Below are 23,075 nucleotides of genomic sequence, written 5' to 3' on the forward strand. Positions count from 1 at the left end.
TACAAATATGTAAAAACCCGCCGAGGGCGGGTTTTTATCCGGTGAAAGTCACAAGCCTTAGTTAAGAGGTTGATTCTTTTCCGCCAAGCGATTGAACACGGCATTGACCGCCAGTGAGGCGCTGTGGGCAAACTTGTCGGCTATCTTCTTCTTCAGCTGATAACGAACCTTGATCACCGTCTTCTCTTCGGCAAGCTTCATCACCACATCGTCACTGGTAGAGAGGCCATCGACCAAGCCAAGATCCAGCGCCTGCTGACCATACCAGTGCTCACCGGTCGCCACCTTGGCAATATCCAGCGTAGGACGGTACTTGCTGATGAAGGCTTTAAACAATACATGGGTCTCTTCCAGCTCTTCCTGGAACTTCTGTCTTCCTTCGTCGGTATTTTCACCAAACAGGGTCAGGGTACGCTTGAAGTCACCTGCGGTGTGCTGCTCATAATCTATATCATGCTTCTTCAGCAGACGATTGAAGTTAGGGATCTGCGCAACCACACCGATAGAACCTACGATGGCAAAAGGCGCGGCATAGATGGTATTGGCCACACAGGCCATCATATAGCCGCCGCTCGCGGCCACCTTGTCGACACAGATGGTCAATGGGATCTCGGCGCTGCGCAGTCTGTCGAGCTGGCTCGCCGCCAAGCCATATCCATGGACCATGCCGCCGCCACTCTCGACATTGACCACCACTTCGTCGCCTTGCTCGGCAATGGCCAGGATGGCGCTGATCTCCTCTCGCAGTGACGCCACCTCATGGGCATCTATGCTGCCCTTGAAGTCGATAACAAATACACGAGGCGTAGGCGCGGCTTCGCCATCGGCCTTCTCTGCCTTCTCCTTGGCCTTCGCCTCGGCCTTGAGGCCCTTCTCGTAGGCCTTAAACTGCTTCTTGCTCAGCAGTTCTTCCTTTAAGTCGTGTTTGAGTGCCTTAAGGTCCTCAGACACATTGGTCAGCTTAAGCTCACCCTTATCGGCCTTCTGCTTCACCGCCGAGGCCAACACCAGCACCACGACGGCGACGATAGCCACCACTATGGTGACGGCTTTTGCCAGAAAGAGTCCATACTCGTACAAAAATTCCAAAATTCAGCTCCGTGATCAGGCCTTTAAAATCTGGCCGCTATTCTATCAGCCCTGAGGGCAATAACAAATCCAGCCATAAAAAAACCCAGCCAGGCTGGGTTTTTATTTAGTCCTTTTTGGATTTAGGCTTAGTTAGCTGGCACCGCACAAGGCTGAATCACCGAATCATCCTGCACCAGTACGCTTGCCTGGCCCTTACCCGCAGTCAGGGCAAACGCGGCAACTTGCTGCTGCATCTCAACCGTAGCCGCCGCGGCGCTACCATCTGTCACACCAGGAACCTCACTTGGGCTAATCAGCGAGCTGTGATGACCCTTGCTAAAGCGCACGGCGCCAGAGCCAACTGTCGTGGTATCTATACACTCAAGACCCAGGTTGGCAATCAGCGGCTCGGTACCCGCCACAGGGAACTTGTCTACGCGATTAGGTAGTACCTGATCCCCTAAGTTGCTGCCATCTCCCACGACTTCAATCAGATGTACAGGCAGACCAGTCGATTTAAGCGTTGCTGCATGGTTGATAGGATCCGCACCATCTACCGCAGTTTGTACCGCGAAGGCGAAGGTTGGAATGAACTCGGCATACACTGCCTGAACCAGGGCCGCATACTCTGGCGTACCAGGCTCATAACCGGCAACGTTAGCCTCATCCATCAATGCCTTGAAGGTATCGCTGGCGGTCACGTTTTCAAACAGCAGCGGGCCGAAGGTGGCAGAGCCGATGAAGGTGCCCGATAAGCCACCAGTTGGCGCAACCAGAGAAACCGCATTGAGCTTATGCACATAGCTAAGATCCGCACCGTTAGCCGGATGGCTCAGGCCAGAGTTAGCATAGGTAGCAAAGTCGGTACCGACGATGGCGCCAAGGCTCAGACCCTGTGCACTGATCTTAGTGATATCGAACATCTGCGGCATCTGCGCGGCGGCTAGGCCACCGGCAAGCCCTGTGAGGGCGGCGCGAAGCGCTAGATGGTCAACCGTTGCCTGTCTGAAGTTATCACGTACCGCCAGAGTGCTCGCTATGTTAACAAACACCAAGGGGTTACCATTCTTAAACGCATCAGGGTTACCTATCACAGCGCCAAATGCTGGATCTGAAGCCGATACCTCATAGATGCCGTCACCGTTGGCATCGAATGAGCGAGCGCCGTGCAGCGGCATATCGATGGCGATAGTGGCAACGCCCATTGCGGCATAACTACCGGCATAGGCCAGTGACATCTCTTTACCGCCGCCCAGGCCATGCATGGCGATGGTAGTCGGCCAACCACCAGTTGGCGGCGTAAAAGGTAGTCCCTGAGAGGCGTAGAACTGCGCCAGACGCTCGGCGTTTGGCATAGAGATCAACACTGGAACCTTCTCTGCGCCAGTTGGTGCAGGGATAGGGTTGAACTTAGTCAGGTGCTTGGCCTTATCGGCCGGCGTACCATCATCGAGTAGCCAGGTCTTACCCGCCAACAGGGCAGGATCTGCCAGACCGGCCGCGGGGTCGATACCGTGCGCCACGGCCTGAGCGCCGTAATTTTGCTGACTCAGGGTACCCGATTGCAGGGCTAACAATACGGCTACAGGGCTGTCGCCCAGCGCATGCCAGTTACCATTGATGCCATTACACATCACAGAGTTACAGGCGCCATAAGTAGGCAGGGTCAGCTCTGCAACATAAACATCGGCTAGACTAGAGACCACATAGGCCACGCCATCGGCAGGTGTCAGGCCAGCCGCCTGGGCAACTGTGATCCCCAGCGGATGCGGCTGAGGCACTGAGATAGACGGCGCAAAAGGTGTGCCCTCTTGCAGCATCAGTAGCTTAGTCGTCTCATAGACATCGCTGATCGACTGGGTAGTAAACAGACCAGCATAACTGATAGTCGCGCTATCTACACCGTGAGCAGCAGCCATGCCCTTCTCATAACTGTTCACTAGCGTTTGCAGCATCAGCTGATCGGGTGTCTGCAGCGGCTTGGTCTCGATATCGAGTTTCAGCGTGGCATAGGTGGTCGACGGCGCAATAGGACGACCTGCCGAGTCTTGAATCAGGTCTGTGGTCGCATACACATAAGATTGGCCCGCCTTAAGTGGCTTAAGCGGTACGATAGCGATAGTGTTGCCCGAGGCGCTAGCAACAAAATCAACGCCAAACTGAAGCTCGTTGCCTATCTTACAGGCTGACACAGATGGCGCAGACTGACACTCGGGATCCGATGATAGCGGACCACCTACAGTGGCTTCGAACATGCGCACCGCGCCAGGCTGGGCCACAGAGGCAGCCGCCAGCGTCAGCATGGTACCGTCATGGTCGGTAGCAGGTTCAACCGTGATAGAGATGGGAGAGGTGGTAGACCAACCGTCCAGTGCGCCCAGCGCCATCTGAGGGTCGGTGTAATCGCTTGAGCCGTCAGCTTTTTCGCCCGGCATGGTCAGGGTACCGTCGGTGGTGCCACTAAAGAGTAGATCGTTGGGTAATGGTACCTTGCTGTTAGCAGGATCGAATACCATGTGTGAAAGAGGGATTAGCGGCTCAGTCTTCTCTGCGAGTTGATCGACGCTATCTTCGCTACAACCAGCCATTCCCAATGCGGATGCAATTGCGACACCCAAAAAGAGTCTTTTCATCTTTTTTCCCCAAATCTTGTTGTAATAATTTTGTTTTCCCCAAAAATTGGTCACAATAGTCTTCCTTGTGTGACCAATAGGACTTTTAGTGTCCTTATGGCTACTCAAGTTAACGCAAAATTATTGAGTTAGCTACAATTTTGTCACACACAAACAACAGAACGATGGTCATTAATCAGTCATTTGTTTTAAACATACGTTTCAGGCTCAAATAAATCATAGAAATGGCGGGGAATTCCGCTAACAGGAAAAATTGACTCATGTTGGAATATCAGGCAGCAAAAGATTTACTTAAAAATAAAACGATACTGGTCACAGGCGCCGGAGATGGTATTGGTCGCGCCGCTGCTCTGGCCTACGCTGAACATGGTGCCACGGTGATCTTGCTGGGCAAGACAGTCAAGAAACTGGAAGCCGTCTATGACGAGATAGAACAGGCCGGCTACCCTACCCCTGCTATCGTGCCACTCGATCTCAAAGGCGCCACAGAGCAAAACTACCAGGACATGGCCGAAACCATAGAGCAGCAGTTTGGTCACCTCGACGGCCTGCTGCACAACGCCAGCCTCTTGGGTGTACTGGGCCCGTTCGAACATATCTCGATGGATTCGGTAAAAGAAGTGCTACAAGTTAACTTGGTCGCCGAGATCATGATGACCAAGGCGCTGCTTCCCGTGATGAAGAAAGCCCCTGCTGCGTCTATCCTGTTCACCTCCAGCAGTGTTGGCCGTCAGGGACGCGCCTTCTGGGGCGAGTATGCTATCTCGAAATTTGCCACCGAAGGCATGATGCAGTCTCTGGCCCACGAATATGAAGACAGCAACCTGAGAGTCAACAGCATCAATCCTGGCGCCACCCGCACCAAGATGCGCGCCAATGCCTACCCGGCAGAGAACCCACAGGATCTCAAGGCGCCAGAAGAAATCATGGCGACCTATCTCTACCTCATGGGTGACGACGCTAAAGGCGTCACTGGCCAGCAGTTTAACGCCCAGTAGTTTAAGGGTCAGTCATAGCTCACGCGCCCGCTTTGATGGGCGTGTTTCACTTTTTATCAGTAAGATGACCAGCTGACGCTAGACACAAAAAAGGGAAGCATCTGCTTCCCTTTTCTAATAACTGTCAAAAACAGCTGAGCAATTACTTGTACTTGCGCATAACCAGAGTAGCGTTTGTGCCACCGAAGCCGAAGCTGTTGCTCATGATAGTGTTAAGCTCGGCATCGCGATATTCGGTCACGATAGGCATACCTTGAGCCTTCTCGTCGAGAGTATCTATGTTGATGCTTGGCGCGATGAAGCTGTTCTCCATCATGATCAGGCTGTAGATCGCCTCATGTACACCCGCGGCGCCCAGAGCATGACCAGTCAAAGACTTGGTCGATGCGATAGCTGGCAGGTTGTCACCGAAGGTTTCGGCCAAGGCTTCCAGCTCACGCATGTCGCCAACTGGCGTTGAAGTACCATGAGTGTTGATGTAGTCGATTGGTGTGTCTACACCTTCGAGGGCCATCTTCATGCAACGCACCGCGCCTTCGCCCGATGGTGCAACCATGTCGTAACCATCTGAAGAAGCGCCGTAACCGATCACTTCGGCATAGATCTTAGCGCCGCGAGCGAGCGCATGCTCAAGCTCTTCGACAACCACGATTCCGCCGCCACCAGAGATAACGAAACCATCACGGTCTGCATCATAGGTACGAGAAGCCTTCTCAGGGCAGTCGTTATACTTAGTCGACAGTGCGCCCATGGCGTCGAAGCCCATGGTCAGGGTCCAATCCACCTCTTCTGCACCACCAGCGAAGACCATGTCTTGCTTACCCATCTGAATCAATTCGACTGCATGGCCGATACAGTGAGCACTGGTTGCACAAGCCGAACTGATTGAGTAGTTCATGCCCTTGATCTTAAACGGCGTGGCCAAACAGGCACTGGCCGTGCTCGACATGATGCGTGGCACGATATAAGGACCAACGCGCTTCACACCTTTCTCACGCAGAGTATCGGCAGCCTGAACCTGGTTAGCCGATGACGCGCCGCCAGTACCGGCGATGATACCGACGCGGTGATTTGAATATTGTTCTTCGGTGAGGCCAGCATCGGCTATCGCTTGCTCCATGGCAATATAAGCGTATGCGGCTGCATCACCCATAAAACGTAATGCTTTACGGTCGATATGTTCTTTAGGGTCTAACTTAATGTCGCCCCAAACATGGCTACGAAGCTTCATTTCTTCAAACTGATCTGAGTGGGTAATACCACTGCGACCCGCTTTGAGTGACTCGGTGACTTCTTGCTTGTTGTTACCGATACTTGACACTATGCCAAGGCCGGTGATCACGACTCTTTTCATTATTTACTATCCATTCCGTACGTCTAGTACCAATTTAGCTGCGCCAATAGTATCGCTTTTACTGCATTTAAGTGGTCAGCTTTCCATAAAGGCAGGTAAAATAATGCCTAATATCCCCTTGAGAGTAAATTCATTGGCCACCGAACACCCGAATAACGCACAAAATAATGACAAAATGCCTACATTCGACGCAATTTTCAGCCATTTATCGGCGGTAAAGAGTCAAAACTCTCACCAAATTATCGCCCTACTCCCAAGCAGTGATGCCAACTGGCCAGCCGCGCTTATAACAGAGCGACTAACGCAAGCTGGTTCAAAACAGCCCCCTCAAAAGCAGCAATTGCATCTACACCTGTTTGCCCAGCATCAGGCATGCTGGCTTAAGGCCCTAGCCGAGAGTGAAACCCTGGCGTCACCAGCCAAAGAACAGATTAAGGCGATTTGCGATGCTCGGGTATCGGGCTGTCACAGGCTCAAGCTGGCAAACGCGCGGCTTATCATCGACATCCATCTTGGCGATCCGCTTTCCCAGCTCAAGGCGTTAGTTGCCCCAAGCTTAGCAAGTCAAGCAATCCAAGGCTGGTTGGCGGATACCCAGGCTACCGATGAGGCGCTTATCTGGCAGATGGCGCGCCTCAGCCAAGATAACGCCGAGTTTCTCCTTCTAGAGAATAGCGACGTCAATCTAGACAAGACCTCAGATAACGCCAGTACAAACTTACTGACCCAGTTGATCATTAAGGCGGGTTTTACCTGCTATCGCCTTAACTTACCCCTAAAAGATGACCAACTCGTGACCCTGGCCGAAAAACCAAGTATCGCGTCTCAGGATATCGCCATGCAGGAGCGGCGCGCCCTCAGGCGCCAACAATTAGATAAGTTCGCCTTCAACCCCTTAACACAAGGTCGTGAGGGAGAAACCGCCATCATAGGTGGTGGGGTCGCCAGCGCGAATCTGGCGCTCTCACTGGCCGAGCGCGGCAAAAAGGTTAGCTTCTTCTGTATGGATAAGGCGCCGGGCGAGCAGGCCTCGGGCAACAAACAGGGCGCTATCTATCCCCTGCTCACCCCAGAACATGGCAGCCTGAGTCACTATTTTTTGCAGGGTTACCTCTTTAGCCGTCAAAGGATTAAGCAGCTCCTTGAGGCGGGCCATGAGATCCCCCATGATTTTTGCGGCGTGCTGCAGACCGGCCACGATGAGCGCAGCCATAAGCGCCTCGCCAAGATAATCAACGCCCAGCCCTGGGCAGAATCTATCGCTCGCCCTGTCGATGCCCTCCAGGCCACGGCGCTCGCCGGAGTCAGCATCGAGCACCAGGGGATCTACTATCCGCTCGCAGGTTGGGTATCGCCACAGGCCTTTACCCGCGCGGCCATCAGCCAAGCCGAGCAGTTAGGTAAACAGACCAGCCACTACCAATGCCAAGTCACGGCGATTAGATTTGAGAACCAGCAATGGTATCTCAGCGCCATTCAAGATAGTCAAGAAGTCGAATTTGGCCCCTTTGCCAATCTGGTGCTGGCCAATGGCCGCCACCTGACTGATTTCGCCCAAACCGACCACTTACCCATCAGCGGTTTTCGTGGTCAGGTCAGCCATATACCGGCAAGAGCGCCACTTAAGGATCTTAAGACGGTACTCTGCGCCCACGGCTACCTAACCCCTGCCCACGATAAGCTGCACTGCACAGGGGCCAGCTATGTGAAAGACGCCAGTAACCTCGATTACAGCGCGGTGGAGCAGGTGGAGAATTTAGACAAGATCCGCACCAGCTACGGCGGCGAGTGGACCAAGGCGGTAGATATTACAGGCCATAGCGCTCGCGTAGGCGTGCGCATGGTCACACGGGATCATGCCCCCATGATGGGCTGTGCCCCTGACTTTGAGGCGATATCGGCTACCTATATCAACCATCAGCAAAGCAAGAAGAGCCCCAAGGAGAGCGCCAAGTGTTGGCAGACGACACCAGCACCCGTTCATCAGGGACTGTTTATTCTCGGCGGACTTGGCTCGCGGGGCCTCACCTCTGGCCCACTGGCGGCAGAGATCTTAGCCGCCCAGCTTTGCGGCGAGCTCCTGCCCGCCACTCAGGATATATTAGCCCTGCTCAACCCCAACCGTATGTGGATGAGAAAGCTGATAAAGGGTAAGGCGCTGTAAGCGCTAATTTGAGAGATTAGGGGTAAGCAATGAGAACCAAGGGCGAGTCGTTAAGCCCTTGGTAAATGATCCACCTGATGAGTTAGGCTTTGACCTTGACGCGGTTGTTAGTGTCACGGCTTGCACGAATGAGGTCATCGCCCGAGAGATGCTCCCCCTTGGCCAGTCTGTCGTAAAGCAGCACATTGACCGAGGAGGCCAGATTCATGCAACCCACGGTCGGGACATAGACCACCTCATCGGCGCAGTCGATAAGCGCCTGATCTAGGGTGCCATCTTCTGGACCGAAGAGATAGATGGCCTTTTGCGGATGGCTAAAGGCCGGCAGCGGCGTGGCACCTTCCACCAGATCGACGCAGATCACCTTGGTATCGGCATCGAGTGAGTCAAGCAGCGACTCTACCCCATTGAGGGGAATATGCTGACTCACCCGCTTGGTGTCGGTATTGTACTGCTCGCCCCTGTGCAGGGCAGCCAGCGCATAACGTTTACCCGTATAACGCACCTCATCGGCGCGATAACAGCCGGCGGCGCGCATCACGCCGCCCACGTTCGTCGGGCTCTTTGGGTTTTGCAGCCCTATGATCACCTTGCTTGCATTAGCCATGACTAGGCGTTTTCTACCTGAGCCATCTTCTCGCGCAGCTCAGCCCAGGCATTAACCACCAGGGCATAATCGGCAGGCTCGAGCTCAGACTTGGCCGTTTCCAGACAGGTCTGCATCTTAGCCTCCAGCGCCTCGCTGTCTTGCACCGTTTCCTGCTCGAGCTCTGACAGCACCACAGCCACATGCCCCTGTAGGTAACCACTGGCAAAGAGTTGGTCGTCATCACCGCCTGCTACCTTGGTGGCGATCCACTCGTCTAATGCTTGCTCATACTGCTCTAACATTGTGTCTCCAATTGTCATCTTGCTATTCAGGCTGCCCGATCACATCTGGGCTGACTAAATCTAGGCTGATTAGGTCAGGATTAGCCACCTGATACATCACATAATCGTGGTAGCCGGTCACGACTTTATAATAACCACATAATTCACTGTCTAACTCTGGGTCGCCACTATCCACAATTAAGGGCCGACCTTCAAGTGCTTTTAACTTAGTTTTTGTCGCCAGGATGATAATATTCTCCTTGCCCACCTGACGAATAAGCGCCGGCGACAACTGTTGGTTGCCCCGTCCCAGGATATGCCCCTGGCCGCCGATGAGGGTGATCACTAACTTACACTCACGACCAGTGGTTGCCTCGAGCAGCGACTGGGCGCTGAGATCGCTGGCAAGCAGCTCGCCCGCGTCAATCAGATCCACCCCGAGCAGGGTGTTATCCAGCCCAAGTTCCTCCATCACGGCGGCGACTGTGCTGCCCGAGCCCATGATGGCGAGCCCATCGTCTATCTGCTCAATCGCCTCGGCGGCGATATCCGCCAGCACCAACTCATCGACCTCTTTGCCGCCCATCTTGACCGCCTGAATGTAGCGCGGTTCGGCAGGCACCTGCATCTCGCCGAATCGGCGCGCCCTTACCACACCTTGCCTGAAGGCCACCTCGTCGATATCCATCACATCGGCCGACATCAGGCTCACCAAAGCGCCCTCTAGCAGCAACTTGACCACCATGCCCGAGGCGTGAGGCGTAATACCATAGACGCCCGAATGAATCTTCACCCCGGCCGGCACGCCCAGCACAGGCTGAGCCTCATCGACCACCTCAAACAGATCACGCGCCGTGCCGTCGCCACCGGCAAACAGCAAGAGATCCACGCCTGCGGCCTGCAGCGCCTTGGCGGCGGCTTGGGTATCGCTGGCCGCGGTGGTATCACCCGCCTGATAAACCACCTGATGGTTAAATCCCATCTTCGCGGCTAAATCGGCGCCCATGGCACCGGAGGCGGTAACGACAGTGATCTTATCCAGATAAGGTTTAATCACCTCTAGCGCCTGGGCCATTCTCAGATGAGCCTTAGGCTCGGCGCCGCGGGCTATCGCCTCATCCGCCACGCCATCGCTTCCCTTGAGTGCCACACTCCCTCCAAGGCCTGCCAGAGGATTGATGATCACGCCGAGGCGAAATGTCTGTTTCATGGATATTTCCTTATCATCTCTTATTATTTTGCGATTTCGCGCGCCTTAGGGATTAACAGTACCGCAAGCATGGACAGTAGGGCACAAACGGCGGCCGCCAACCAGCTCAGCCAAGCCTGGGAACCGTCCCCCCAGATGAAGCCGCACAGCCAGGTGCCCAGCGCGCCGCCGACACCAAAACTCAGGCTGGCATAAAGCGCCTGCCCCTTACTGCGGTGACGCACGTCGAATCTTTGATGAACGAACTGAATCGAGGCCGCATGCACCAGACCAAAGGTAAAGGCATGCAGCAGCTGACTAACCCCGAGCCAGATCATGTTGCTGGCACAAAAGGTCATGAGTAGCCACCGCACCGCCGTGAAGCCGATAGAGATAACCAGCAAGGCACTGACCCCATATCGACCCAACAATCTCGGCGCAAACATAAACATGACAATCTCGGCCAGCACCCCAAGAGCGACATAGATACCGGCACTAGACTCGCTGTAACCCACCTGTTTCAGATACAGCACAAAAAAGCCGTAGAAAGGTCCGGCGCTCATCTGCAGCAACATGGCCGATAGCAAGAACCAGATGATACCCGCATCTAGCTTCAGAGGCGTGGGTACCTGGCTCTTGTCGACCTTCACCCGGGTACTTGGCAGAGACAGGGAGCAGCCCAGCAAGCCAAGGAACAGGGCCAGACCGACGAAGGGCAAGATCTCTGTGCCGAACTGGCTGATGGCAAAGCCTACGCTGACCACGAACACCAGATAACCCAGGCTGCCGAAGCTGCGGATCTTACCATAGCCCCCGGTGTTCTCCCCCAGGGTCTCTAGGGTAATCACCTCGAGCTGGGCCAAGATAGCGTTCCAGAAGAAGGTATAGATGCTGAGGCTGATGGCCAGATAGACAAAGCCACCGTGATAGAAGAAACTCATAAAGGTGACCGCCGAGCAGGCCGCCCCCATCTTCACCAGCTGGCCACGCATGCCCGTCTTATCGGCCACCATGGCCCAGATATTCGGGGCTATGATGCGCGTCGCCATCAAGATGGCGAGCAAAAAGCCGATCTGCTGGGCATCGAAGCCCCGGTTCTCGAAGAAGACCCCAAGATAAGGCACCAGCACGCCGAGGATCGCGAAGAAGAAAAAGTAACAGGCGCTAATCCAGTGCAGTTGGTGTTGTGGATCAGGCTGTGACATGCCATTTGGCGACATGCTAGTGGATGACTGGGCGTTGGACGACATTTGTGTAGGGCGATTCCTATGTGTAGGGCGATTTCTAGCAGGGTTATTATCTGCTCTCGATATGACTCGGAGCGACTTCTTATAATGACTTTAATTCTGAATTCTTATAATGACTGGAACCCATAACATTAATGGCTCCCATAAAAGAAGGCACATTTCTGTGCCCTCCAATTCGCTCAATTGCGTCTTACTTCATCCCAATCACAGGGGTGATGCTCTCGACATTCATGTTTTGCGCCCTGTGCCTGAGGAGATGGTCCATCAGGACGATAGCCAACATGGCCTCGGCGATCGGCACGGCGCGAATCCCTACACAGGGATCGTGACGGCCCTTGGTAACCACCTCGGCACGCTCGCCCTGCACCGTCATGCTCTCTCCTGGCACGCTGATGCTGGAAGTCGGCTTCATGGCGATATGCGCGACGATTGGCTGACCCGACGAGATCCCACCGAGAATACCGCCCGCATGGTTAGAGGCGAACCCCTCGGGCGACATCAGATCTCTGTGCTCTGAGCCCTTCTGGTTTACCACGGCAAAGCCATCGCCAATCTCCACCCCTTTGACAGCGTTGATCCCCATCAGGGCATGAGCGATATCGGCATCGAGACGGTCGAACACCGGCTCGCCCAGTCCCACAGGCACATTGGTCGCCACCACAGACACCTTAGCGCCTATGGAGTCACCGCTCTTTTTAAGCTCACGCATATACTCGTCAAGTTGCTCGAGCTTGGCAACATCGGGAAAGAAGAAAGCGTTGTGCTCAACCTGATCGAAATCCAGGGTCTCGGCGCAGATAGGCCCAAGCTGTGACAGATAACCCTTGATCTCTATGCCGTGCACCTGTTTTAGATACTTCTTGGCCACAGCGCCGGCCGCCACACGCATGGCGGTTTCCCGCGCCGATGAGCGCCCGCCACCGCGATAATCCCTAAGGCCATATTTTTGCTGATAGGTGTAGTCGGCGTGGCCCGGACGGAACTGATCTTTGATGTTGGAGTAATCCTGGCTACGTTGATCGGTATTCTCGATCACTAAGCCTATAGAGGTACCGGTAGTTTGCCCCTCGAATACACCCGAGAGGATCTTCACCTGATCCGGCTCGCGTCTGGCTGTGGTGTATCGCGAGGTGCCCGGACGGCGCCTGTCGAGATCATGCTGCATATCGGCTTCATCGATAGCCAGACCCGGAGGGCAGCCATCGATAATACAACCTAAGGCTTTACCGTGGCTTTCACCAAAAGTCGTCACCACAAAATTTTGACCGATACTATTACCCGACATTCGCTTACTTCACCTCTACTTGATTATTTGCCTCAGCATAACCTAAAGCCGCCACTGGCTATATTCCTAAATCGGCTTAGTCATTCTAAGCCGACAAAACATTGGCCAATCAGACTCTAGACGACCACACATTATTCACTATCTTTGTAGATGGCGAAAAGTGATTCATTTTCAACTAACTGATCGCGAGTCAGCACGAACACGCCGTCGCCACCGTGCTCGAAGTTAACCCAGGTAAATGGCACCTCGGGGAACTGCTCCATAAGATGAACCATAGAATTACCCACCTCGACCACCAAAAGGCCATCTTGAGTCAGATAATCGGCCGCATTGGCAAGGATGCGCTTGGTGAGATCCAAACCATCGCGCCCCGAGGCTAAGCCTAGCTCTGGCTCGTGATGATATTCCTCTGGCATGTCACCGATATCTTCGGCATCCACATAAGGTGGGTTAGAGACAATCAGATCGTATTGCGGCCCCTTAGGAATGGCGGCAAACATGTCAGACTCGATAGGGAATACTCTGTCCATCACGCCTAATGATTCAATGTTAATCTGCGCCACTTCCAGCGCATCGCTGCTGATGTCGATAGCATCGACCTCGGCATCTTCAAACTCATAGGCACAGGCGACGGCAATACAGGCGCTGCCGGTACAGAGATCCAGAATACGGTTAACCGGCTTGTTATAGAGCCAAGGGCTGAAACGGTTAGCGATCATCTCGGCGATCGGCGAGCGCGGCACCAACACCCTGTCGTCCACATAGAACTCCAGGCCGGCAAAGAAGGCGCGGTTGGTCAAATACGGCACGGGCAGACGCTCGCGTACCCGGCGAATGATGAGCTCGACAATCTTATGCTTTTCACTGCTGGTGAGATTGCTATGGATCACCTGCTGACCAATCTCTTCTGGCAGATGCAGTGCATGGAATACGAGAGCGATCGCTTCATCCCAAGCGTTATCGGTACCATGACCATAGTAGATATTGGCATCGTTAAAGCGGCTCACCGCCCAACGTAACATATCGCCGATTGTACGTAATTCCGTCACGGCTTCATCAACAAAAATCTTGTCCAAAACTGGCTCCCGCTAGATAGTTCCGCCTCATTGTAACTGAACTCTATTCATATGGCATCGGATTCAATAAAATAGCGCCATGAATAAAGAAAATGATGATGAATTGGCGCTTTTTTCAGCGTTAACCAAAGGGATAAAGCCGCTTAAACAGGATAAGCGTCATTTCGCCGCGCCGCAAAAACCGAAGCGAGAGCTGGAGATTGCCACCACCCAGCTGCACGCCGACAGCTATTTTTCCGATACCTACCAGCCCCTGTTGCCGCTAGAGGGCGCCATGCGCTGGTCGCGAGAGGATGTCGACAGCCACGAGCTCAAACGGCTCAGACGCGGCGACTATCAGCCGGACCTACTGCTAGACCTGCACGGCATGCGCCAAACCGAGGCCAAACTCGAACTTGCGGCCCTAATCCAGGCCTGCGTTAAACAGCACAGCCACTGCTGCTGCGTCATGCATGGCCACGGCACCGGCATCTTAAAACAGAATCTTCCCATGTGGCTTGCCCAGCACCCTCTGGTTAAGGCCTTTCACAAGGCGCCTAAGGAATGGGGCGGCGATGCGGCCCTCCTGGTGTTGATTGACGTTGGCGAGTTGCCGAGCTGGGATTAGTCCTTTGTCTTTTGGGAATGTGACCAGCAGATACGATAAAGCTCACTGCTTGATTGACGAGCGGACTGAATAGCCGCCTTCTTATTTCAGTAGAGATCAAAAAGGACGCCGAGGCGTCCTTTTGTTTATGTGGTTTTGTTTATGTGGTCAACAGTTACGCAAATGCGTTAATGCATTTTTCTATGAGTTAGCTCACCGTGTGCGGCGTATGCTGCCAGCTGAGCGAACCACGCTCACCGTGACGGTCTATCAGGGTCACACCAGAAGTCGCAAACAGCGGCGGCTCTATACCAGGCACCAACTCGCTCACCATATAACCTAGCAGCGGCATGTGGGCAATCACTAACACACTGTCCGCCTTATACTGTTCGGCGTAGGCCAGGGTCAGATCGGCGGCTAGGGTCGGCTCGGCCGATGGAGTCAGCTCGTCTAATACCAGCCACTTTCTCGGTTCGGGGAAGTGCTTACTCACTTCCTGCCATGTTTGCTGCGCACGCAGATAGGGACTCACCAACACGAGATCGAACTCGGTCACATCACGGGCCAACCAATTACTCATCAATTCAGTCTGATAACGGCCGATTTCTGTCAGTACTCGTTCTCGATCTGAGTGGGCGTGATAACCCGCCTCGCCATGTCGCATCAAATATAGCTTCATACTACTCTCGCTATGATTATTCTTGTTCTACTATGAATTGTAGCGTTAAAGTGCAGCGCAACAAACCTTAACCCTGTTATTAATTAGTCGAATAATGGATAAGATATTTGCCAAAGTCTTTTTTGAGGCTCAATATGTAGGCTTACCGCTTTAGTCGCCTAAACTCCGATGAATATCATACGTTTGTCCAGCATAAGGATGGAGCCAGCCATTGCAAACATCTATGCCGATCACTAAAAGCCCCAACGATCATCGCCAGTATCAGTATCTGCAGCTGGACAATGGGCTACGTGTATTGCTAGTGGAAGATCTCCAGGCGCAACAGGCCGCGGCATCGATGGCGGTCAACGTCGGTCATTTTGACGATCCCGCTTCGCGTCCCGGCATGGCGCATTTTCTCGAGCATATGTTGTTTCTGGGCACGGAAAAATACCCCAAGTCTGGCGAGTATCATGCCTTCATCAATCAACACGGCGGCAGTAACAACGCCTGGACAGGCACGGAGCAGACCAACTTCTTCTTCTCCATCGACGCCGAGGTGTTCGAGGAGTCGCTGGATCGCTTTAGCCAGTTTTTTATCGCGCCCTGCTTCGATCTTGAGCTGGTCGATAGAGAGCGCCACGCCATCGAGTCCGAATTCAGCCTAAAACTCAAAGATGATATCCGCCGCACCTATCAGGTTCAGAAGGAAACGGTTAATCCGGCTCATCCCTTTTCAAAGTTTTCGGTTGGCAATCTCAAGACCTTAGACGGCGATGAGAAAGCCCTTAGGCAAGAGCTGCTGGATTTCTATCAGACCCATTACAGCGCCAACCTGATGACCCTGTGTCTGGTAGCGCCCTTGCCACTTGCAGAACTCTTGGCATTGGCCGAGAGCTATTTTGCGCCGATTGAAAACCGCAAGCTGGCAAAGCAATACCCAAATGTGGCCATCTATGAAGCCGCTCAGCTTGGCCAACAGATCAACATAGTGCCGCTAAAAGAGCAGCGCCGCGTGGCGATCACCTTTCCCCTTCCCGCCATCGACCGCTTCTATAAGCGCAAGCCGCTGACCTTTATCAGTCATCTATTGGGCTATGAGGGCAAGGGCAGCCTGCTGAGTCACCTAAAGGATCAGGGGCTGGCCATCAATCTCTCAGCCGGTGGCGGCGTCAATGGCTATAACTTTAAAGACTATAACATCAGCATTCAGCTGACCGAGAAAGGCCTGCTACAGCTCGACGATGTGATTCAGGCGAGCTTCGAATACCTGAAGCTGATCAAGACCCAGGGCATGCAGGCATGGCGCTATCAAGAGCGAGCCAACCTGCTCAAGCTTGCCTTCAAATATCAGGAACAGATCAAACCACTGGATCTGGCCAGCCATCTCAGCATCAACATGCACCACTACGAGGTATCTGATCTCATCTATGGCGACTATCGCATGGATGGTTTGGATGTAGCTCAGGTCACCGAATTGCTGGATCTGATGAGCCCGGATAACTTACGTATTCAGCTGATCTCACCCGACTTAGACACAGAGAAACAGGCCGCCTGGTATCACTCGCCCTATCAGATGAAACCCATAGATGCACAGAGGCTCAAGCATTGGCGCGAGCCTGAGATTCGAGAGGCGCTGAAACTGCCGGAGCCTAACCCCTTTATCATCGAAGACTCGATCGCCAGAGACGTTAAGAGTGACCATCCGGTGCCCGTTGTCGTCTGTCAGGAAACTGGCTACCGAATTTGGCATAAGAAAGATGACGAGTTTAACGTGCCAAAGGGACATATGTACTTGTCCCTGGATTCGCACCAGGCAGCCGCTACCCCAAAACATGCAGCGCTGACCCGCCTCTACGTGGAGATGCTGCTCGATTATTTGACCGAGTTTACCTATCCAGCCGAAGTCGCCGGGCTCAGCTACAACATCTACCCTCACCAAGGGGGGATCACTCTGCATCTAACCGGCTTGACCGGTAAACAAGAGGCCCTACTGTCACTGCTGATCAACAAAGCTAGGGAACGCAACTTTACCCAGGACAGGTTTAAGCAGATAAAGAAGCAGATCCTACGCAACTGGTTTAATCAGAGCCGCGCAAAGCCCATCTCTCAGCTATTTACCAGCCTGACGGTAACGCTGCAGAAACGCAGTTTCGAGCCGCAACGTATGGCTGAGGAGCTAGAAGACATTACCCTGGACGATCTCCACAACCATGTGCGGGCCTTCTATGAGAAGATCCATCTCGAGGGTCTGGTCTATGGCGACTGGCTGACCGAAGAGGCTCAGGCCCTGGGTAAACGATTGGATCACATACTCTCTTTGGTCTCCTCACCCAGCGGTGAGTCGGAGCGAGAGCTGATCAAACTTGAGAATGTCGGCACCCTGATGCGTGAGGTCAGCGTTAATCATCAGGACAGCAGCATCATAGTCTACTACCAGTCGTCCCAGGCAACCCCCCTAAAAATGGCCCTGTTTAGCCTGTTAAATCACACCATGTCCTCGACCTTCTTCCACGAACTGAGAACCAAGCGTCAACTAGGTTACATGGTGGGCACGGGTTATCTGCCGCTGAATCGTTATCCTGGGATGATCTTCTATGTGCAATCGCCCACCGCCGGCCCCTTAAAGCTACTGGAGGCCATAGATGAGTTTATTGCCGACTTTAACTACGCCGTCATGCAGATCACCAATGATCAATGGGAACTCACCAAGCAAGGGCTGATCAACCAGATCATGGAACACGATCCAAACCTTAAGACCCGGGGGCAGAGATATTGGTCGAGCATAGGAAACAAAGACTACGACTTTAATCAGCGAGAACTTGTTGCCGAGCAAATTGGCGAACTCACCCGTTCGGATCTGATTAAGTTTATGATGCAGAAGATGCGCACCAAACACGGCGACCGCCTGATCCTCTTCACAACAGGAGAGCAACACAGAAATCAGGAACAGCTGACCTCAGACAATATGATCACAGATCTGAGAAGCTTTAAACAGCGAGCCGCCAAGTTTAGCTATTAGGCTAGTGCCCTCCCCTAGAGTCTGGCACATTAGTGTCCAAGGCTTTGGGCTTTGGGCTTTGGGCTTTGGGCTTTGGGCTTTGGGCTTTGGGCTTTGGGCTTTGAACCTAAATAGCCACAGTGTTAAGGCACTGTACTTGAGGTAGCGTTCTTCTAATAGTGTGCTAAAGAGCTTTTTCTTGCTGGATACTAGTTCACTCTGGGTGTTTAAGATTGAGTTGCTGGCCTCAGTACTTGATACATTCATCTTAATCCATTGGTTAGTTCTTGTGTTTTAAACCCCCTATCTGATCCACTACGAGACTACGGTGAGAATCGTTAACAGATCGAACCTGTTTTTACCTCACTGCGCCGACCCAACATTGTCGCAACGCCAGGACACTGATTATTAGCGTCTTTTTTGCTTCAACCCCTAAAATACGCGATATAGTACAAACGCCTGATTGGTTCCCACACAACAGACAAAGCCAGATCACGAAGAAGATTTAGCAGTACAAAACCCTAAAAGACAATGAAAATGAAAGTAATTTGCAAACAAGAAAATTCAGTGTTCTTTTGACAAATCCCCCTATTTCTGAATAAAGTAGGTTAAATAACTGTTGCCTATGCATTATTGGCTAATAATCAAACTAATAATTATGCCTAAATACCTTATAAGATTTGCACTATCTTTCCTGCTGGCTGCCTCATTCTCTAGCCAGGCTTTAGCTGTTGAAAATGCAACATCAAGCGGATTACTTCTGAATATTGATTATTACAATGTACCCGAAGGGCTATCACAGAGTACGGTCACTTCTATTGTCGAAGATCAATATGGTTATGTTTGGATAGGAACCCTTAATGGCCTTAACCGATTCGATGGGAAAGCATTCAAACACTATTTTTCAGTTAACGACAATAACTCCCTCCCAAGTTCATTTATCCGTAGCTTATATATTGACAAAAATGGAAGGCTTTTAATCGGTACAGATAAGGGATTAGCCCTGTATAACCGTGAGCTCGACATATTTAAAAAAATTGATATTCTCGGTAATGAACAGATCTGGTCTATACATGAAAAAAAAGACAACATCCTAATAGGAACGGATAATTTTATTCATGAGCTGGATATAAATCTATCCCTAAAAATCAACTCAAACAACATTAACGCCAGCGGAATAAAAAAAATAATAACAACAAAATCATCCATTATCATTAGAGCTTACAATGGCAATATTTATTCAATATCAGAAGGTAAAGCAAAGTTACTATTCACGAATACCGTCGACATTATAAGTTATGAAAAAGAAGTTTATAGGGTGTCAGTAGACGGAGTTTTTAACATTAAAGATAATTCTTTGTTAGAAACACCAACAATTCCAGAATCCATTACTGAAAAAAATAATGAACTGTACTTTTTTAGCGACAAATCAATCTTCCAAAGCAAACAAAAAACATTCTTGCAACTAGGAAAAACGAATAATAACTCTATAAGCGCCCCAGATATATATGTAGGAGAAAAAAACTTATACCTAGCAACTCAAAACAATGGCTTTGCAATAATTAACAAACAAAAAAACATACTCAATACATATAATATTACAGAAAATGTTTGGTCTATAAATACTCTAGATGATAACAGGCTAATTATCGCATCTGACTCCGAGGTTATTGGAATATATGATGATAATCTGAACATAATCTCATCTTATGATTCTCATGTAAAAGGCCCTAAATCGGCAGTCGTTGCAAACAACACGTTGTACGTAGGTACATCTGAAGGACTCCTTACGATAGATTTATCATCAAATGGAAAAAGAGTCATTAACCACGAACGATTTTTCATCGTAAAATCAATAAATGAAAATAGTATTTTTGCAGGTACATTTGACGGGAAAATAGTTTCAATAGATATTGATTCGATGAAACAGAGCGAGTTAATTATCGACGCTGGCAACCCCATATTCGATATAGAACCATTGAATAAATCAATATGGATAGCGACACAAGGTGGACTCTTTAAATTGAAAAATGGTGTTATAACACCGATTTTTACTGAAGATATGGTAACCGATATCCATTCAAAAAATGGAAAATTATATTTTGGAACCAGAAAATCCATATCAGAAGTAAACCTTGCCACCGATAAAGTATCCACTCTATTTGAAACGACCAAACCTATATATGCACTTACATCTTACAATGATAACCTTTTCGCCTCTTCAAATGCCGAAATAATACTAGTAAGAAAAAATGGACAAAAAACATCTTTAACATCTGAATATGGTAGCCAAGGTGAGTACAACACACAGTCAATTGCACACATAAATGACAACATATATATCGGCGGAATTTCTGGTATTACAAAAATATCTGCTAACACAATATTAAATAATTTAAATACGCTCCTCCCCCCCAAAGTATCTTTGGAACAACTTTTAATATTCAACGTTCCAGAGAACGTTGGTAACGGAGTACTAAGTAAAAGCCTAGACTTTTCCAAAAACCTAACTCTAAAGTATTCTGACTACCCATTTACGTTTAAATTTGTATCACCAGGAAATATGAATGATCAGTTACAGTATTCATACCAAATGAGTGGTTTAACAGATAGTTGGCTAGAATCTCAGGGTATCAATTCAGCAACCTATACGAATCTATCTCCAGGTGACTATACATTTAAAGTCCAAGCAATTGATCCTCTGACAGGCAAAAAAGGAGAAGTTAAAAGTATCCAAATAGAAATCACCCCTCCTTGGTGGTTATCGATCCAAGCTAAGCTCGTCTACCTACTTATTACCCTTTTGATCACGGGTGCCATAGCCAAGGCAGCGCTTAGAAGAAGAGAGGTACAGCGTCAGATCGCTAAGTCTGAAGAACGGTTGAAACTCTCCCTGTGGGGGAGTGGTGATGAGATGTGGGACTGGGATATCGAGACGGGTCAAATCTACCGCTCTAACATCTGGGGGTCTCTCGAGTTTCCACGGGATGGCCAGCGCTCCGGTGAGGAAGGTGAAGAGAGTAACATTCATCCTATGGATCAAGAACGTGTAAACACGGCGCTGAATAAACACTTCTACGGTGAAACCGATCACTTCGAGGCAGCCTATCGCGTTAAGGGCAAAGATGACCAGTGGATCTGGATCTTGGACAGGGCAAAGATCGTTGAACGCGATGAAGAAGATAAAGCCCTGCGTATGACAGGTACAATCAAAAACATCAGCAACTTTAAGCAAGCCGAGGAACAGCTCAGACTGTTCGAACGCGCCATCGAGAACATCTCAGAAGGCATGTTCATCCTGGACAACAAATTTAAATTTGTTGAAGTCAACGAAGCCTGCTGCGATCTGTGTGAGAAGAGTCGCAATGACTTTATTGGCGAACTGTTTAAGTTTGACCTTTATCCCGAGAGCTACTCAGAGCAGATTCGCCATATTCTGCAACAACAAGGTAGCTGGAGTAACGAAGTTGAGTCCGCCAAGGGCGACGGCAGCAGTTTCTTGATGGAGCTCACCGTCGATGCGATTTACGATGAACAAGGTGTCCTCTCCCACTATGTAGGGGTGTTCTCTGATATCTCCCGTCGTAAGCAGCAGGAAGAAGAGTTACGTAAACTAACCAACAACGATCTACTCACCAGTCTGCCAAACCGCTCTAGCCTCATGGTCACCCTTGGTAACTTGGTGAAGAAAGATACCCATCACACCCTGATGGTTTTGGACTTAGATAACTTTAAGAAGATCAATGATTCACTTGGGCACCAGGTTGGTGATGAGCTATTGATCAAAGTAGCGAGACGCATCGAATCCACCGTACCTTACCATACGAGTATCTATCGTTTGGGCGGCGATGAGTTCGCCATACTGGTCGATAACAATCCAGATATCGGATCCAGCGCCGTCATCGCCAATCATGTAGTCGATGCCTTCTCAAGCCCATTCGAGCTCACCAAAGACAGAGTCGTTGTCGGGGTGAGTATAGGCATAGTGCTCTACCCAGAAGACGATCAGAATGAACAAGCACTTCTGCGCAAGGCGGACATTGCCATGTATCACGCAAAATCTGCCGGTGGCAATCGTTATCAATTCTATTCGGAGTCTCTCAACCGCAATGCCATTCGCCAGCTGGAAGTGGAGAACCTTATCCGCGAAGGTTTAAGGGACGATCTCTTCGAAGTCTACTATCAACCTAAGATTGACCTCAGAACCAGCAAGATGGCCGGTATGGAGGCCCTGGTAAGATTAAATCATCCTGAACACGGTCTCATTCCACCGGGCGACTTTATCCCACTGGCCGAGGAGAATGGACTCATCGTCGAAATTGGCGAGGTCGTTCTACGTAAAGCCTGCTTTGCGGCACAAAATTGGCGTCGTCAAAATTTGTTCAACGGCCGGGTCGCCGTCAATTTATCATCACAACAATTCGCTCTTCCGGACCTACAACAACGGATAGAGTCAATTTTACGTCTAACTCAACTGCCCGCAGCCAACCTTGAGCTTGAAATTACCGAAGGCACCGTCATAAAACAGCCAGAAAAAGCGATAAAGGTGATGATGCAACTCTCTAAGATGGGCGTCAGCCTTGCGTTAGACGACTTTGGCACCGGATATTCGTCACTGTCATATTTAAAGCGCTTCCCAATTGACACCCTAAAAATCGATAAGGCTTTTGTTGACGACATAGATAAATCTGACAGAGATCTAAAGATGGTCGACTCTATTATCACTATTGCCCATAACATGGGCCTATCTGTGGTCGGTGAAGGCGTCGAGGAAGCCTCTCAGCTTAGCATCTTGAAAGCATTAAAATGCGAAGAAATACAAGGATTTATTTACAGCAAGGCAGTAAATGAAACCAGCTTCACCGAGCTACTAAAACAGGAGAGTTTTACCTACACACCTGTCTCACAACACAAGAAAGCCTAGTCATAGAATGGGAAATCAC

Annotated in this window: 15 protein-coding genes; 5 read left to right on the forward strand and 10 right to left on the reverse strand. The window is 50.9% G+C overall.

The features are described from left to right. Positions 1 to 57: 57 nt before the first annotated feature. A complete protein-coding gene (gene sohB, locus K0I63_RS12485) occupies positions 58 to 1,089 on the reverse strand; it encodes a protease SohB (RefSeq protein ID WP_220081247.1) in 1,032 nt (343 codons plus the stop codon). Positions 1,090 to 1,217: 128 nt separating this feature from the next. Beyond that, positions 1,218 to 3,704, reverse strand: a complete 2,487-nt coding sequence (locus K0I63_RS12490; RefSeq protein WP_220081248.1) for a VolA/Pla-1 family phospholipase — start codon at positions 3,702 to 3,704, stop codon at positions 1,218 to 1,220. Between the two features lie 260 nt (positions 3,705 to 3,964). Between K0I63_RS12490 and K0I63_RS12495 the strand changes: the two genes are divergently transcribed. After that, positions 3,965 to 4,702 carry a YciK family oxidoreductase gene (locus K0I63_RS12495; RefSeq protein ID WP_220081249.1) on the forward strand — a complete coding sequence of 246 codons (738 nt, stop codon included), beginning with the start codon at positions 3,965 to 3,967 and terminating at the stop codon, positions 4,700 to 4,702. 142 nt (positions 4,703 to 4,844) lie between these two features. On the opposite strand, the gene fabB is transcribed toward K0I63_RS12495, so the two are convergent. After that, a complete protein-coding gene (gene fabB, locus K0I63_RS12500; protein WP_011866207.1) occupies positions 4,845 to 6,056 on the reverse strand; it encodes a beta-ketoacyl-ACP synthase I in 1,212 nt (403 codons plus the stop codon). Positions 6,057 to 6,396: 340 nt separating this feature from the next. Here fabB and mnmC1 point away from each other — a divergent pair, with 340 nt between their 5' ends. Next, positions 6,397 to 8,220, forward strand: coding sequence for an FAD-dependent 5-carboxymethylaminomethyl-2-thiouridine(34) oxidoreductase MnmC1 (mnmC1, locus tag K0I63_RS12505; RefSeq protein WP_258406864.1), 1,824 nt, complete (start codon positions 6,397 to 6,399; stop codon positions 8,218 to 8,220). Positions 8,221 to 8,302: 82 nt separating this feature from the next. Here mnmC1 and K0I63_RS12510 read toward each other — a convergent pair whose 3' ends face one another. The 6 genes from K0I63_RS12510 to prmB form a co-directional block, all read right to left on the reverse strand. Continuing rightward, entirely contained in the window at positions 8,303 to 8,827 is a 525-nt protein-coding gene (locus K0I63_RS12510) for an RNA methyltransferase (RefSeq protein WP_220081251.1), read from the reverse strand. Between the two features lie 2 nt (positions 8,828 to 8,829). Next, positions 8,830 to 9,111: a YfcL family protein gene (locus tag K0I63_RS12515; protein ID WP_220081252.1), complete on the reverse strand. Its 282-nt coding sequence runs from the start codon at positions 9,109 to 9,111 to the stop codon at positions 8,830 to 8,832. A gap of 22 nt (positions 9,112 to 9,133) precedes the next feature. Continuing rightward, complete coding sequence (locus K0I63_RS12520) at positions 9,134 to 10,300, reverse strand: ATP-NAD kinase family protein (protein WP_220081253.1); 1,167 nt, start codon at positions 10,298 to 10,300, stop codon at positions 9,134 to 9,136. Positions 10,301 to 10,323: 23 nt separating this feature from the next. Next, a complete protein-coding gene (locus K0I63_RS12525; protein WP_220083440.1) occupies positions 10,324 to 11,484 on the reverse strand; it encodes an MFS transporter in 1,161 nt (386 codons plus the stop codon). Between the two features lie 232 nt (positions 11,485 to 11,716). Beyond that, complete coding sequence (gene aroC, locus K0I63_RS12530; RefSeq protein ID WP_220081254.1) at positions 11,717 to 12,811, reverse strand: chorismate synthase; 1,095 nt, start codon at positions 12,809 to 12,811, stop codon at positions 11,717 to 11,719. A gap of 131 nt (positions 12,812 to 12,942) precedes the next feature. Further along, on the reverse strand, positions 12,943 to 13,887 hold the full coding sequence (prmB, locus tag K0I63_RS12535) for a 50S ribosomal protein L3 N(5)-glutamine methyltransferase (protein WP_220081255.1): 945 nt from the start codon (positions 13,885 to 13,887) through the stop codon (positions 12,943 to 12,945). A 79-nt stretch (positions 13,888 to 13,966) separates the two neighbouring features. Here prmB and smrB point away from each other — a divergent pair, with 79 nt between their 5' ends. Next, positions 13,967 to 14,494 carry an endonuclease SmrB gene (gene smrB / locus K0I63_RS12540; RefSeq protein ID WP_220081256.1) on the forward strand — a complete coding sequence of 176 codons (528 nt, stop codon included), beginning with the start codon at positions 13,967 to 13,969 and terminating at the stop codon, positions 14,492 to 14,494. 187 nt (positions 14,495 to 14,681) lie between these two features. Here smrB and sixA read toward each other — a convergent pair whose 3' ends face one another. After that, positions 14,682 to 15,152 carry a phosphohistidine phosphatase SixA gene (sixA, locus tag K0I63_RS12545; RefSeq protein WP_144200613.1) on the reverse strand — a complete coding sequence of 157 codons (471 nt, stop codon included), beginning with the start codon at positions 15,150 to 15,152 and terminating at the stop codon, positions 14,682 to 14,684. A gap of 211 nt (positions 15,153 to 15,363) precedes the next feature. Between sixA and K0I63_RS12550 the strand changes: the two genes are divergently transcribed. After that, entirely contained in the window at positions 15,364 to 18,153 is a 2,790-nt protein-coding gene (locus tag K0I63_RS12550) for an insulinase family protein (protein ID WP_220081257.1), read from the forward strand. Positions 18,154 to 18,790: 637 nt separating this feature from the next. Continuing rightward, a complete protein-coding gene (locus tag K0I63_RS12555) occupies positions 18,791 to 23,056 on the forward strand; it encodes an EAL domain-containing protein (RefSeq protein WP_220081258.1) in 4,266 nt (1,421 codons plus the stop codon). Positions 23,057 to 23,075: the final 19 nt, after the last annotated feature.

The sequence above is a fragment of the Shewanella rhizosphaerae genome, from assembly GCF_019457655.1.
GTDB classification, from domain to species: Bacteria; Pseudomonadota; Gammaproteobacteria; order Enterobacterales; family Shewanellaceae; genus Shewanella; species Shewanella loihica.